Below are 14,158 nucleotides of genomic sequence, written 5' to 3'. Positions count from 1 at the left end.
CGCTAACCGCCTTGTCTAGAATCAATCCCATGAGCACCAGGACCGACGCCCCGACGCGCCGTGAGCAGATCCTCAAGGAGGCCGCCCGCCTCTTCGCCGAGCGCGGCTTCCACGGCGTCGGCGTCGACGAGATAGGGGCCGCGGTCGGCATCAGCGGCCCCGGCCTCTACCGGCACTTCCCCGGCAAGGACGCCATGCTCGCTGAGCTGCTGGTCGGCATCAGCGAGCGACTCCTCGACGGCGGACGGCGACGCGTGCAGGAGGCGGCGGGCGACTCCGAGGCGCTGCTCGGCTCGCTCATCGACGGGCACATCGACTTCGCGCTCGACGACCGCCCCCTGATCACCCTGCACGACCGCGAGCTGGACCGCCTCCGGGAGAGTGACCGAAAGAGGGTCCGCCAGCTCCAGCGGCAGTACGTGGAGCTGTGGGTCACGGTGGTGCGCGAGCTGTACCCGGCGCCCCCGGAGGCGGAGACCCGGGCCACCGTCCACGCCGTGTTCGGCCTGCTCAACTCGACCCCGCACATCGGCCTGCTCGGCCGTACGGCCATGGAGGCCCTGCTGCGCCGCCTGGCCCACGGGGCGTTCGGCTCCCTGGCGGCCTGAGCCCCTACCGGTCCCGAGGGCGGTCGGGTCGGCCGGTGGCGAGGAGGTCCAGGGCGTCCGGTGGCTTCGGGACGTGCGGTGCGCACTCCGGGCAGGCGTAGACGTTGAACCCGGGGCCCGAACCGGCGTGGACCTCGGCGACCAGCACGGGCGCCTCGGTGAGCCGGTCGCACCGCACGCACATCCGTACCGGGCGGCGCGCCGGGCCGGTCACGCGGCCGCCCCGAGCAGATACGGCCGCACCAGAGCCGTCTCGGCACCGTCCAGCGGCTCGTCCAGCCCGTACGGCGAGCGCAGCGCCGGAAGGGTGGGCGGCGGGGCTTGGACGGCCGGACGCGGGCGGGGCGCCTCGGGGACGCGCGGGGGTACGGACAGGGCCCGTGCCCATCGGAAAAGGGCATGGATAAGCTCGGTCACGTCGGTCTGCTTTCTCCAGATCGGCCACGCCCCGGGACGGTTGCAGCCGTCGCCGGGGCTTCTGCTTCACCGCAGCGTAAAGGAGGTGTACTACCCCCGTCTACCCTCTGGGGTGGCTATGGCAGGTCCATGCTGGGTACCTAGGCTCGCGTTCCATGAGCATTGACCGGGAAGGCCCCGTTCCGCCGTACCGCCAGATCGCGACGATCCTGCGTGCACGCATCGAGGACGGAAGCATCCCACCCGGTCGCCGCATCCCGAGCCTGGTGGCGCTGGAGGGGGAGTTCGGCGTGGCACGCGACACCCTTCGCAAGGCCGTGCAGGTCCTGAAGGACGAAGGGCTGGTGCACACGGTCCAGGGCATGGGCGTCTACGTGGTCGACCGTGCCGCCGAAGCGGACACGACCGCCCCGTAACCGTCCACCCCCCGAAACAGCCCCGCCACTCACCGTGTCGGGGCGGCACAATGGGGCCATGCCGATACCCAGCCGCGCCGCCCTCGTCGAGCACCTCGTCCGTACCCGTATCGCCGGAGACGTCGCCACGCCCCGCGACAACAACCTCTCCCACTACCGCAAACTGGCGAACGGCGACCGCCACTACTGGCTCGGTCTGGAGCTGGGGGACCGGTGGACCGACGAGCAGGACGTGCTCGCCGTGATGGCGGAACGGTGCGGGGTGAACGACGATCCGGCGCACCGGGCCGGGCAGGACACCATCGACCCGGAGCTGACCGTCGACGCCCTGGACCGGATGGCCGCGCGGCTGCGGAAGGCGGCGGCCGGGAAGCAGCGGGTGCTGTTCGCGACCGGGCACCCCGGCGCGCTGCTGGACGTGCACAGCAGGACCGCCGCCGCCCTGCGGGGCGCCGGGTGCGACATCGTGCGGATCCCGGGCGGGCTCATCGCGGACGAGGGGTACGTCGTGCAGTTCGCGGACGTGGCGGTCTTCGAACGCGGCGCGAGCCTGTGGCACACGCACTCGCCCGAGCCGATGAACGCCATCCTGGACCACCTGGCCGTGCAGCCGGACCTGGTCGTGGCCGACCACGGCTGGGCGGGCCGCGCCGGTCAGCGCGGGATCGACTCGGTCGGGTTCGCCGACTGCAACGACCCCGCCCTGTTCATCGGCGAGGCGGAGGGCACCATGCAGGTCACGATCCCGCTGGACGACCATGTCGTGGACCCGCGCTTCTACGAGCCGATGACGGAGTACCTGCTGGACGCGGCCGGGCTGCTCTGACCGGGGCGGCTCAGCGGGCCTTCGTCCCGCGCCGGTGGCCGCCCAGCTCGTCCCGGGCGGCCTCCATGAACGCGTGCCGCCTCTCACGCTTGGCCGGCGGCGCCGCGTTCGCGGTGGCGCCCCGCACGCGTGCGTGCAGGGCCCCGGCATAGTCCTGGGCAGCCTGCGCCGTGTCGGACGCGCAGACCAGTTCGACGGCCTTGGTGGCGAGCCACAGCTCGTGCAGCGCCTCCTCGTCGGAACCGTCCGCGACGGACAGCCCGAGGTTCCTGCTGTCGAGGACCATCTCGATCCGCTGCGCGGAGCCGAGGAAGTCCATGATGGCCGCCTTCCGCTCCGCGCGATCGGTGGCGGTCCGCTCCCACTGGTGGCGCCGGTTCTCGACCCGGGTCGCCAGGTGCTGGCCTATGAGCGTGCCCAGCGTGCCCAGTACAACTCCCGCCAGCGCCAGGGCCGTTCCACCCGTCAACGTCTCCATGGAGCCAAGGAAATCATCCGCGCGGGACGCGCACGACACCCTCCTGGATCACCGAGATGGCCAACCGGCCCTCCTGCGTGTAGATGCGGGCCTGGCCGAGGCCCCGGCCGCCCGAGGCGGAGGGGGACTCCTGGTCGTACAGGAGCCACTCGTCCGCCCGGAAGGGGCGGTGGAACCACATGGCGTGGTCCAGCGACGCGCCGACCACGTCGCCGACCGCCCAGCCGCCGCGCCCGTGGGCGAGGAGCACCGAGTCGAGCAGCGTCATGTCGGAGACGTACGTCGCCAGGCACACGTGCAGCAGGGGGTCGTCGGCGAGCTTGCCGTTCGTACGGAACCACACCTGGGAGCGCGGCTCGCGGGGCGTGCCCGCCGTGCCGTACGGGGGCTCTTCGACGTACCGCAGGTCGACCGCCGCCCGAGCCTCCAGGAGGCGGTCCACGGTGTCGGGGTGGATGAACCGGTCCGCGTACCGGGGCAGCAGCTCGGCGGCCGTGGGGAGCGTTTCGGGCGCCGGGGCGGGCGGCATGTCCGCCTGGTGCTCCAGGCCCTCCTCGTACGTCTGGAACGACGCCGACAGGTGGAAGATCGGCTGGCCGTGCTGCACGGCGACCACGCGCCGGGTCGTGAACGAGCGGCCGTCGCGGATCCGGTCCACGGTGTAGACGATGGGCGCGCCGGGGTCGCCGGGGCGCAGGAAGTACGCGTGCAGGGAGTGGGCGAGCCGGTCCTCCGGGACCGTCCGGCCGGCCGCCACCAGGGCCTGAGCGGCGACCTGGCCGCCGAAGACGCGCGGGACGATCGCCGAGCGGGACTGCCCCCGGAAGATGTCCTGCTCGATCCGCTCCAGGTCGAGCAGATCGAGCAGGTCGTCGAGCGCTTCGGTCACAGGGACTAGAGGCCCATCGACTTGGCGATGATGGTCTTCATGATCTCGCTGGTGCCGCCGTAGATGCGGTTGACGCGGTTGTCCGCGTACAGGCGGGCGATCGGGTACTCGTTCATGTAGCCGTAGCCGCCGTGCAGCTGGAGGCAGCGGTCGATGACGCGGTGGGCGACCTCGGTGCAGAAGAGCTTGGCGCTGGCGGCCTCGGCCGGGGTCAGCTCGCCCGCGTCCAGGGCCTCCAGGGCGCGGTCGGCGACGGCCTCGGCGGCGTCGACCTCGGCCTGGCAGGCGGCCAGCTCGAACTTGGTGTTCTGGAAGTGCGCTACCGGCTTGCCGAAGACCGTGCGGTCCGTGACGTACTGCTGGGCGAACCGGATCGCGGCCTTGGCCTGCGCGTACGCGCCGAAGGCGATGCCCCAGCGCTCGGAGGCGAGGTTGTGGCCGAGGTAGGAGAAGCCCTTGCCCTCCTCGCCGAGCAGGTCCTCGACCGGCACCTTGACGTCGACGAACGCGAGCTCGGCGGTGTCGGAGGTGCGCAGGCCGAGCTTGTCGAGCTTGCGGCCGATGGAGTAGCCCTCGGACTTGGTGTCCACCGCGAAGAGCGAGATGCCGAAGCGGCGGTCCTCGGCGGTGGGGGCGGAGGTGCGGGCGCACACGATCACGCGGTCGGCGTGGACACCGCCGGTGATGAAGGTCTTGGCGCCGTTGAGGACGTAGTGCGTGCCGTCCTCGGAGAGCTTGGCGGTGGTCTTCATGCCCGCGACGTCCGAACCGGTGCCCGGCTCGGTCATCGCCAGCGCCCACATCTCCTCGCCGGTGACGAAGTTCGGCAGGTAGCGCTTCTTCTGCTCGTCGGTGGCGAGCATCTTGATGTACGGCAGGGCGAGCAGCACGTGCACGCCGGAGCCGCCGAAGTTCACGCCCGCGCGCGCGGTCTCCTCGTAGAGGACGGCCTCGAACTTGTGGGTGTCCAGGCCCGCGCCGCCGAACTCCTCGGGCACGTTGATGCCGAAGACGCCCAGCTCGCCGAGCTTGTAGTAGAAGTCGCGCGGCGCCTGGCCCGCCGCGAACCACTCGTCGTAGACGGGGACGACCTCGGCCTCGATGAAGGCGCGGATGGTGTCCCGGAACGCCTCGTGGTCCTCGTTGAATACGGTACGGCGCACGGACGCCTCCTCGTGGTGTCGCTGGCTACGGTCTGGCTAAGCGCTTGCTCAGAAGAAGTTACCCGGCGGTCACCGCGCCTGTCCAGGGTCGTTCACATCACAACCACCGCAGTGCGAACCACAGCTCCATCCGGACCTCGGCGTCGTCCAGATCCGCCTCCAGCAGGGCCGCGCACCGGGCGATCCGCTGCCGGACCGTGTTCCGGTGCACGCCCAGCGCGGTGGCCGTACGGTCCCAGTTGCCGTTCAGGGACAGCCATGCGCGCAGGGTCTCCGTCAGGGGCTCCGGCAGCGGGGCCAGGAGGCTGCGCGCGTACGCGGACGCCTCGTCGGGGTCCAGCAGGGCGCCGATGCCGCCGGTGCGGTGCCGGGCGAGCGGCAGGTGCGCCGCCCGGGCGCGACCGAGGGCGCGGGCCGCCTGGAGGTCGGCGGCGCCCAGCTGCGAGGGGTCCGCCGGGGCGCTGACCCCGAGCGTCCAGCCCGGGTGCGGGGCGATGTCGCGGCCGGCGGGCAGCAGTGCCCGTACGGTGCCCTCCCGCACGTCCACCAGCGGTGTGCCCAGCGGCGGCGGGACGCCCTCCCCGCGCGCGTGCACCACGGTCCACGGGGCGTCGCCGAGCAGCGGGGCCACCTCGGCGGGGGCGGCGCCCAGCAGGAGGCGGACCAGGGCGGTGGAGCGCGTGGCCTCGTCGGCGCCCTGGTGCGGGGCGGTGAGCAGGGACAGGAGGACCACGGCGACGCCCGCGATCGTATGGTCGCCAGGCTCCCGGCGCCCCGAGGCGAGGCCCAGCGCGAGGCCATGGCCGCCCCCGAGGGCGTACGCGGCGAGGTGGGTGCCGCCCACGGTGTCGGCCGCCGAGGCGGGGCGGGCGCCCGCGCCCAGCACCCGCACCAGCCGGGCCAGGGCCGCGGCGGCCTCCGGCTCCACGGCGCGCCCCGCCGCCGCGTACTCCGTGCCGTCCGGCGCGTACAACGCGGCCCGGCCCGCGAGCCGGGACGCCAGCGCGTGCAGCACGGCCGGCACCGGGTCGGGGCGTGCCGCGGCGGTGGCGAGCGACTGCTGGGCCTCCGTCACCCGGCGCAGCTCCCGGTGGCGGGCCTCCGCCATGAGCCGCCACACCGCGCGCCCCACCGCCGCGAACGGCGTCCTCGGCGGCACCTCCAGCAGTGGCAGCCCGTGCCGGGCGCAGGCCGCGACCAGGCCCTCCGGAACCGTGTCGTACACCGGTGTCACCCCGAAGCCGAGCGCCGCCGCGCCCGCCGCGACGACCCGTGCGACGTACCGCTCGGGGTCGACGAGCTGCACGCCCGCCGTCATCAGCAGTTCGCCGCCCAACAGGTACGGGTACGGGTCGGCCATCTCGGAGGTGTGCACCCAGTGGACGTCCGCCTCGTCCGGTCCCGCGATCAGTCGCAGACCCAGGTCCTCACGGGAGAGCAGCGCGCTCAGCGGGACCGGGGGTGCCGGTGGAGCGGGCACCGGCCCGGCGACGGATTCCGTCATGGACGCTTCCTCCATCCGGGGTGCCGACAATGGATGAAACGTACACTTCAGCCCCGCGACTCGGCCACTTACTGTCGTCCCGACCGGCCATGCACACTCGAAGCAGCGCATACCCGGACAGAGCAGTACTGACGACCGAAAGAAGGCCAACCGATCATGAGCAGCACCCACGAGACGCCGCGCGGCCCCATCGACTCGTCCCGCGTCCCGCGGTACGCCGGACCGGCGACGTTCGCGCGGCTGCCGCGCCTCGACGAGGTCGGCACCGCCGATGTCGCCGTCGTCGGTGTGCCCTTCGACTCGGGCGTCTCCTACCGCCCCGGCGCCCGCTTCGGCGGCAACGCCATCCGTGAGGCGTCCCGCCTCCTGCGCCCCTACAACCCGGCGCAGGACGCCTCGCCCTTCGCGCTCGCCCAGGTCGCGGACGGCGGCGACATCGCCGTGAACCCGTTCAACATCAACGAGGCCGTCGAGACGGTCGAGGCAGCCGCCGACGACCTCCTCGGCACCGGCGCCCGCCTGATGACGCTGGGCGGCGACCACACCATCGCCCTGCCCCTGCTGCGTTCCGTCGCCAAGAAGCACGGCCCGGTCGCCCTGCTCCACTTCGACGCCCACCTCGACACCTGGGACACCTACTTCGGCGCCGAGTACACCCACGGCACCCCGTTCCGGCGGGCCGTCGAGGAGGGCATCCTCGATACCGAGGCGCTCTCCCACGTCGGTACGCGCGGCCCGCTGTACGGCAAGCAGGACCTGACCGACGACGAGAAGATGGGCTTCGGCATCGTCACCTCGGCCGACGTCTACCGGCGCGGCGCCGACGAGGTGGCCGACCAGCTGCGCCAGCGCATCGGTGACCGCCCGCTGTACATCTCCATCGACATCGACTGCCTCGACCCGGCCCACGCCCCCGGCACCGGCACCCCCGAGGCGGGCGGCATGACCTCCCGCGAGCTGCTGGAGATCCTGCGCGGCCTGGCGTCCTGCAACCTGGTCTCCGCCGACGTCGTCGAGGTCGCCCCGGCGTACGACCACGCCGAGATCACCTCGGTCGCCGCGTCCCACACCGCGTACGAGCTGACGACGATCATGTCCCGCCAGATCGCCGCGAGCCGCGCCGCGGGCGCGGAGCAGTCCGCGAAGTAACCCCCGCGCGCGGCCGGCCCCCGGGGTGCGGAACCATGAGATCCCGGCCCCGGGACCGAACGGCCCACCCCCGGCACCTGTGGCGAGTGAGCCGAAGGGGCGCGGGGCTGTCGAAAGGGATGGGGGTCCCCCCGCCGAAGGCAGGGGGAGCGCGGAGGGTCGCTAAGGAACGAGCGACCCGAGCGGGGGCACCTCCCACGCCCGAAGGGCGTAGGGGGAGATCGACCGTCGACAGCCCCAACAGGCGCCCCGGTGGGGGTCCCCCCTCTGGGGATGAACCGAGCCCTGAAAGGAAAAGGCGTGACCCACGACCACGACCTCGTCCTGCGGCCCACCGCCGCGCAGACCGAAGCGGCGCTCAACCCGCCGCCCGGCCGCACCGGTGGGGACCTCGTCGTCGAGACGCTGGCCGGGCTCGGGGCCACCACGGTCTTCGGGCTGCCCGGCCAGCACGCGCTCGGCATGTTCGACGCGCTGCGCCGCTCCAGGCTCCGGTACGTGGGCCTGCGCGTCGAGAACAACGCGGGCTTCGCCGCCGACGCGTACGGCAGGATCACCGGCGAGGCCGCCCCGCTCCTGCTGTCCACCGGACCCGGCGCCCTGATGTCGCTGGCCGCGCTCCAGGAGGCGGCCGCCGCCAGCGCGCCCGTGCTCGCCATCGGCAGCCAGGTCCCGGCCGCCGGGCTGGGCGGCGGGCGCCGCGGCTACCTGCATGAACTGCGCGACCAGCAGGCCTCGTTCCGCGACATCGTCAAGTCCGTGCACACCGTGCGCACCCCGTCGCAGATCCCGTCGGCGATCGCCGCCGCCTGGGAGTCCGCGCTGACCGCGCCCCACGGCCCCGTCTGGGTGGAGATCCCGCAGGACGTGCTGCTGGCCGAGACCGTCCTTCCCGTGGTCACCGCCATGGACGCCACGCCCGAGGACCTCCCGCCCCGCCCGGAGCTGACCGCGCTCGCCGCGCACCTGCTGACGCACGCCGAGCGGCCCGCGATCATCGCGGGCGGCGGAGTCGTACGCTCCGACGCCTCCGGCAAGCTCCGGGCCCTGGCGGAGCGGATCGGCGCACCGGTTGTCACGACCTTCGGCGGCAAGGGCGCCTTCCCCTGGACGCACCCGCTGTCCCTCCAGTCCTGGCTGGAGGACCGGCACACCACCGACTTCCTGGAGGACGCCGACGTCCTCCTCGTCGTCGGCTCCGGGCTCGGCGAACTGTCCTCGAACTACCACACCTTCGCGCCGCGCGGCCGGGTCGTCCAGATCGAGGCCGACCTCGGCAAGCTGGAGTCCAACCACCCCGCCCTCGGCATCCACGCCGACGCGCGGCTCGCCCTCTCCGCCCTCCTGGAGACCGTGGAGCCCCGGCCGGACACGGGCGCCGCCGACCGCGTACGCACGGTCCTGGACAAGGTCCGGGAACGGATCGACACCCAGGACCTCACCGTGGAGCGCCAGGTCCTCGCCGCCGTACGCGACGCCCTCCCGGACGACGCGCCGAGCTTCTGGGACATGACGATCCTCGCCTACTGGGCGTGGTCCGCCTTCGACGCCCGCCGGCCCAACACCATGCACTCCGCCCAGGGCGCCGGCGGCCTCGGCTACGCCTTCCCGGCGGCGCTCGGCGCGGCCGCCGCCGACCCCACGCGGCCGGTGCTGGCCGTCTCCGGCGACGGCGGTGCCATGTACTCGATCGCCGAGCTGGCCACGGCCGAGCAGTACGGGCTGGACGTGACCTGGCTGATCGTCGACGACGGCGGTTACGGCATCCTCCGCGAGTACATGACCGACGCCTTCGGCGAGGCCACCGGCACCGAGCTGGTCCGCCCGGACTTCGTCGCGCTCGCCGGGTCGTTCGGCGTCCCCGCCGTCCGTACGACACCGGAGGCGCTGCGCGAGGACCTCGCGAAGTCCCTTGCCCGGCCCGGGCCTTCCGTCGTCGTACTGCCCGCGCTGCTGAAGATGTTCGCGCCGACGCACCTGTGACGGAAGTCGCGCGGGGCTCGCGACCCGGTGAGTCCCGCGCGTACAACTTTTCCCGCGCTGCCGAGTCATGGATTGCGTGAACAGACTTTCCATATCCCGCCGCAGGCGCGGGGCCGTGTGCGCCGCGGTCGCCCTCGGGGTGCTGCTGCCGACCGCCGCCACCGTCACACCCGCCACCGCCGCCACTCCGGCCGTGGCGTGCACCTCCCAGCAGGCGGGCCTCGCCGCCAAGCTGGTCAAGGACATCAACGCCGCCCTCCAGGGCCGCAAGTCCACCACCGCGATCCTCGTCAACGACCGTGTCACCAAGACCAGTTGCGTCCTGCGGCCGGACACGCAGTTCGACTCCGCCAGTGCGGTCAAGGCGACCGTGCTCGCCACCCTCCTCTGGGACGCGCAGAGGTCCAAGCGGGCGCTGACCGCGACGGAGAAGTCCCGCGCCACCGCCATGATCACCAAGTCGGACAACGACGCCACCAGCGCGCTGTGGAAGCAGCTGGGCGTCACCAAGGTCAAGGGCTTCCTCACCGCGGCCGGCATGACCAAGACCGTCCCCGGCTCCGGCGGCTACTGGGGCCTCACCCAGATCACCGCCCGTGACCAGCAGAAGCTGCTGGCGCTGATCACCGCGAAGAACACCGTCCTCACCGACGCCTCGCGCGCCTACATCCTCGACCTCATGAACAAGGTCGTCGCCTCCCAGCGCTGGGGCACCCCTGCCGGGGCGCCCGGTACGGCGAGGATCCACGTGAAGAACGGCTGGCTGCCGCGCGCCACCCACGGCTGGCGCGTGCACTCCATCGGCGCCTTCACCGGCACGAAGCACAACTACCAGCTCACCGTGCTCACCCACGACAACGCGACCATGCAGGACGGCATCAACACCATCCAGGCCGTCGCCCGCGTCGTCCACGCCGACCTCAACCCCGGCACGGCCAGGAGCGACGTCTTCGTCCCGCCCGCCGTCCCGCAGGAGGCCGTGCCGGCCGTGCCCGGACGGGCCGCCCAGGACCTGGTGAGCGCCACCCGCTGACTCCGGCCCGCCGGCCCGGACCCCTGCCCGGGCCGGCCTGGCCCGCGCCCGACCCGGGCCCCACCCCGGTCCTAGGACCAAGGGCCGATCATTGCGGAGGGATGAAATCCGTCCGCGCCCGTGTTGGTGCCTTCCGGTAGATCAGATCATCGACCCGATCACCGGTTCGAACGGGAGGCACCACGTGGCGGCGGCAGAGCAAGGATGGGCACGACGGCTGTCCGGGTACGCCTGGCGGTACCGGCGCAATGTGGTGCTCGCGCTCGGCTCGTCCCTCGCGGGCATGGCCGTCATGGCGCTCGTCCCGCTGATCACCAAGGTCGTCATCGACGACGTCATCGGGGCCGGGACGCGCTCCCTCGCCGTCTGGACCGGGCTCCTGATCGCCGCCGCGGTCGCCGTCTACGTCCTGACGTACATCCGCCGCTACTACGGCGGACGGCTCGCCCTCGACGTCCAGCACGACCTGCGCACCGAGATGTACGGGACGATCACCCGGCTCGACGGGCGGCGGCAGGACGAGCTGTCCACCGGGCAGGTCGTCGGGCGCGCCACCAGCGATCTCCAGCTGATCCAGGGCCTGCTCTTCATGCTCCCGATGACCATCGGGAACTTCCTGCTCTTCCTGATCTCCCTGGTGATCATGGCGTGGCTGTCGCTGCCGCTCACCCTGGTCGCGCTGGCCGTCGCCCCCGCCCTGTGGTTCATCGCCAAGCGCAGCCGCGTCCGCCTGCACCCCGCCACCTGGTACGCCCAGGCCCAGGCCGCGCACGTCGCGGGCGTGGTCGACGGGGCCGTGACCGGCGTACGCGTGGTCAAGGGCTTCGGGCAGGAGGACCAGGAGACCGGCAAGATCCGCGAGGCGAGCCGCAAGCTGTTCGCCGGCCGCATGCGCACCATCAAGCTGAATTCCCGCTACACGCCGGCCCTCCAGTCCGTGCCCGCGCTCGGACAGGTCGCCATGCTGGCGCTCGGCGGCTGGCTGGCCACCCGTGGCCAGATCACCCTCGGCACGTTCGTCGCCTTCTCCACCTACCTCGCCCAGCTCGTCGGCCCGGTCCGGATGCTCGCCATGGTCCTCACCGTCGGCCAGCAGGCCCGCGCCGGCGTCGAGCGCGTCCTGGAGCTCATCGACACCGAACCGGTGATCGAGGACGGCACCAAGGAGCTGCCGGCCGACGCCCCGGCGAGCGTCGAGTTCGACGACGTGTCGTTCGCCTACGAGGACGGCCGGCCCGTCCTCGACGGCTTCTCGCTGGAGATCCGCCCCGGCGAGACCATCGCCGTCGTCGGCTCCTCCGGCAGCGGCAAGTCCACCGTCTCGCTGCTCCTGCCGCGCTTCTACGACGTGACGCACGGCGCCGTCCTGGTCGGCGGGCACGATGTGCGCGAGCTGACCATGGACTCGCTGCGGGCCGCCATCGGCCTCGTACCGGAGGACAGCTTCCTCTTCTCCGACACGGTCCGGGACAACATCGCGTTCGGGAAGCCCGACGCGACCGACGAGGAGATCCGTGCCGCGGCGCGGGCCGCGCAGGCGGACGGGTTCATCGCCGAGCTGCCGGACGGCTACGACACGAAGGTCGGCGAGCACGGCCTGACCCTCTCCGGCGGCCAGCGCCAGCGCATCGCGCTCGCCCGCGCCATCCTCACCGACCCCCGGCTGCTGGTCCTCGACGACGCCACCTCGGCGGTCGACGCCCGTGTCGAGCACGAGATCCACGAGGCGCTGCGGTCCGTCATGGCCGGGCGCACCACGCTGCTCATCGCCCACCGGCGCTCCACCCTGAACCTCGCCGACCGGATCGCCGTCCTCGACGACGGGCGGCTGTCCGACATCGGCACCCACGAGGAGCTGGAGCGGCGCTCGGCGCTCTACCGGCGGCTGCTGACCGACCCCGACGAGCTGGGCGGCGTCTCGCCCGGCCACGCCCCGGTCCCGGAGATGCCCGAGGACCACACCGTACGGGAGGAACTCGACGCCGAGTTCGACGCGGAGCGGGGCATCACGCCCACCCTCTGGGAGCGCAGCGAGCCGGTCGCCGAGTCGGCGGCACCCGGCGCCACCCCCGAGCTCCTCGCGCAGGTCGAGGCGCTGCCGCCCGCGACCGACACCCCGGCGGTCGACGAGGCGCGGGCGGTCCGGCCCGAGGAGTCGTACGGGCTGCGCCGGCTGCTGGGCGGCTTCGGCGCGGCGCTGCTGGTCAGCCTGGCGCTCGTCGCCGTCGACGCCGGCATGGGCCTGCTGCTGCCGATCCTGATCCGGCACGGCATCGACGAGGGCGTCGAGCAGGCCGCGCTGGGCGCGGTGTGGGCGGCGTCCGGAATGGCCCTGGTGACGGTGCTGGTGCAGTGGGCCGCGCAGACCGGTGAGATCCGGATGACCGGCCGGACCGGCGAGCGGGTGCTCTACGCGCTGCGCCTGAAGATCTTCGCCCAGCTCCAGCGCCTCGGGCTCGACTACTACGAGCGCGAGCTGACCGGGCGGATCATGACCCGGATGACCACGGACGTGGACGCGCTGTCGACGTTCCTCCAGACCGGGCTCGTGACCGCGTTCGTGTCACTGGTGACCTTCTTCGGCATCATGGTCGCGCTCCTCGTGATCGACGTGCAGCTGGCGCTGGTCGTCTTCGCGACGCTGCCGGTGCTGATCGTCGGCACGTTCTTCTTCCGCCGCTCCAGCGTGAAGGCGTACGAGCTGGCGCGGGAGCGGATCAGTGTCGTCAACGCCGACCTCCAGGAGTCGGTGTCCGGCCTGCGGATCGTGCAGGCCTTCCGGCGCGAGCGGTCCGGCGCGGAGCGGTTCGCGGCGCGCAGCGCGGAGTACCGGGCGGCGCGCGTGCGGGGCCAGTGGCTGATCTCGATCTACTTCCCGTTCGTCCAGTTCCTGTCGTCGGTGGCCGCGGCGTCGGTGCTGATCGTCGGCGCGGGACGGGTCGAGGCGGGCACGCTCACCACCGGTGCGCTCGTCGCCTACCTCCTCTACATCGACCTGTTCTTCGCGCCCGTGCAGCAGCTGTCGCAGGTCTTCGACGGCTACCAGCAGGCGGCCGTGTCGCTGGGGCGGATGCAGGAGTTGCTGCGCGAGAAGACGTCCACGGCCGCGTCGGCGAAGCCGCTGCCGGTGTCCTCGCTGCGGGGCGAGATCGCCTTCGAGGAGGTGTCCTTCGCCTACGGGGACGACGAGGCGGCTCTCAGCGGGGTCGAGCTGCGCATTCCGGCCGGGCAGACCGTCGCGTTCGTCGGCGAGACGGGCGCCGGCAAGTCGACGCTCGTCAAGCTGGTCGCCCGGTTCTACGACCCGACGTCCGGCCGGGTCACCGTGGACGGCGCCGACCTGCGGGACCTCGATCTCACCGCGTACCGCCACCGGCTCGGCGTCGTGCCCCAGGAGGCGTACCTCTTCGCCGGCACGGTCCGCGACGCCATCGCGTACGGGCGGCCCGACGCGACCGACGCGGAGGTGGAGGCGGCGGCGCGGGCGGTCGGCGCCCACGACATGATCGCCACGCTGGACGGCGGCTACCTGCACGAGGTCGCCGAGCGCGGCCGCAACCTGTCGGCGGGCCAGCGGCAGCTGATCGCCCTGGCCCGGGCCGAGCTGGTCGACCCGGACGTCCTCCTGCTCGACGAGGCGACGGCCGCGCTGGACCTCGCCACCGAGGCCCAGGTCAACGCCGCCACCGACC

13 protein-coding genes are annotated in these 14,158 nt (G+C 72.8%); 7 read left to right on the top strand and 6 right to left on the bottom strand.

The window, feature by feature from the left end:
• The first annotated feature begins 29 nt into the window (after positions 1-29).
• Positions 30-608, top strand: coding sequence for an SACE_7040 family transcriptional regulator (locus ABT360_RS00745; protein WP_351808561.1), 579 nt, complete (start codon positions 30-32; stop codon positions 606-608).
• A 4-nt stretch (positions 609-612) separates the two neighbouring features.
• On the opposite strand, the gene ABT360_RS00740 is transcribed toward ABT360_RS00745, so the two are convergent.
• Positions 613-822, bottom strand: coding sequence for a hypothetical protein (locus ABT360_RS00740; RefSeq protein ID WP_351808558.1), 210 nt, complete (start codon positions 820-822; stop codon positions 613-615).
• The gene (locus ABT360_RS00735) at positions 819-1,025 is read right to left on the bottom strand and encodes a hypothetical protein (RefSeq protein WP_351808555.1); all 207 of its coding nucleotides are present in this window, start codon (positions 1,023-1,025) and stop codon (positions 819-821) included. The genes ABT360_RS00740 and ABT360_RS00735 overlap by 4 nt, the downstream gene beginning before the upstream one ends.
• Positions 1,026-1,180: 155 nt before the next feature.
• On the opposite strand from ABT360_RS00735, the gene ABT360_RS00730 reads away from it, so the two are divergent.
• Positions 1,181-1,441: a GntR family transcriptional regulator gene (locus ABT360_RS00730; protein WP_351808552.1), complete on the top strand. Its 261-nt coding sequence runs from the start codon at positions 1,181-1,183 to the stop codon at positions 1,439-1,441.
• A 58-nt stretch (positions 1,442-1,499) separates the two neighbouring features.
• On the top strand, positions 1,500-2,267 hold the full coding sequence (locus ABT360_RS00725) for a phosphatase (protein ID WP_351808549.1): 768 nt from the start codon (positions 1,500-1,502) through the stop codon (positions 2,265-2,267).
• A 10-nt stretch (positions 2,268-2,277) separates the two neighbouring features.
• Here ABT360_RS00725 and ABT360_RS00720 read toward each other — a convergent pair whose 3' ends face one another.
• The 4 genes from ABT360_RS00720 to ABT360_RS00705 form a co-directional block, all read right to left on the bottom strand.
• Entirely contained in the window at positions 2,278-2,745 is a 468-nt protein-coding gene (locus ABT360_RS00720) for a hypothetical protein (RefSeq protein WP_351808546.1), read from the bottom strand.
• A gap of 13 nt (positions 2,746-2,758) precedes the next feature.
• On the bottom strand, positions 2,759-3,634 hold the full coding sequence (tesB, locus tag ABT360_RS00715) for an acyl-CoA thioesterase II (protein ID WP_351808543.1): 876 nt from the start codon (positions 3,632-3,634) through the stop codon (positions 2,759-2,761).
• Between the two features lie 5 nt (positions 3,635-3,639).
• A complete protein-coding gene (locus ABT360_RS00710; protein WP_351808540.1) occupies positions 3,640-4,797 on the bottom strand; it encodes an acyl-CoA dehydrogenase family protein in 1,158 nt (385 codons plus the stop codon).
• 97 nt (positions 4,798-4,894) lie between these two features.
• Positions 4,895-6,301, bottom strand: a complete 1,407-nt coding sequence (locus tag ABT360_RS00705) for a helix-turn-helix domain-containing protein (RefSeq protein WP_351808537.1) — start codon at positions 6,299-6,301, stop codon at positions 4,895-4,897.
• A gap of 156 nt (positions 6,302-6,457) precedes the next feature.
• On the opposite strand from ABT360_RS00705, the gene speB reads away from it, so the two are divergent.
• The 4 genes from speB to ABT360_RS00685 form a co-directional block, all read left to right on the top strand.
• Positions 6,458-7,450, top strand: coding sequence for an agmatinase (gene speB, locus ABT360_RS00700; protein WP_351808534.1), 993 nt, complete (start codon positions 6,458-6,460; stop codon positions 7,448-7,450).
• 300 nt (positions 7,451-7,750) lie between these two features.
• Positions 7,751-9,433 (top strand): thiamine pyrophosphate-binding protein, encoded by a 1,683-nt coding sequence (locus ABT360_RS00695; protein ID WP_351808531.1) that lies wholly within the window; start codon positions 7,751-7,753, stop codon positions 9,431-9,433.
• Positions 9,434-9,572: 139 nt separating this feature from the next.
• Positions 9,573-10,466 carry a serine hydrolase gene (locus ABT360_RS00690; RefSeq protein ID WP_444852158.1) on the top strand — a complete coding sequence of 298 codons (894 nt, stop codon included), beginning with the start codon at positions 9,573-9,575 and terminating at the stop codon, positions 10,464-10,466.
• 184 nt (positions 10,467-10,650) lie between these two features.
• On the top strand, positions 10,651-14,158 hold a 3,508-nt coding region (locus tag ABT360_RS00685; RefSeq protein WP_351808524.1), incomplete at its 3' end, for an ABC transporter ATP-binding protein.

Origin of the sequence: Streptomyces sp. NPDC000229 (assembly GCF_040300825.1) — a bacterium.
GTDB lineage: Bacteria > Actinomycetota > Actinomycetes > Streptomycetales > Streptomycetaceae > Streptomyces.
Note: the sequence above shows the minus strand (reverse complement) of the source record. Positions and strands in the feature narration are given on the sequence as shown.

Bases quoted from the DNA above. Each gene is read 5' to 3' on its own strand.
- ABT360_RS00745 (WP_351808561.1), top strand. From the start codon at position 30: ATGAGCACCAGGACCGACGCCCCGACGCGCCGTGAGCAGATCCTCAAG.
- ABT360_RS00730 (WP_351808552.1), top strand. From the start codon at position 1,181: ATGAGCATTGACCGGGAAGGCCCCGTTCCGCCGTACCGCCAGATCGCG.
- ABT360_RS00725 (WP_351808549.1), top strand. From the start codon at position 1,500: ATGCCGATACCCAGCCGCGCCGCCCTCGTCGAGCACCTCGTCCGTACC.
- ABT360_RS00720 (WP_351808546.1), bottom strand. From the start codon at position 2,745: ATGGAGACGTTGACGGGTGGAACGGCCCTGGCGCTGGCGGGAGTTGTA.
- ABT360_RS00705 (WP_351808537.1), bottom strand. From the start codon at position 6,301: ATGACGGAATCCGTCGCCGGGCCGGTGCCCGCTCCACCGGCACCCCCG.
- speB (WP_351808534.1), top strand. From the start codon at position 6,458: ATGAGCAGCACCCACGAGACGCCGCGCGGCCCCATCGACTCGTCCCGC.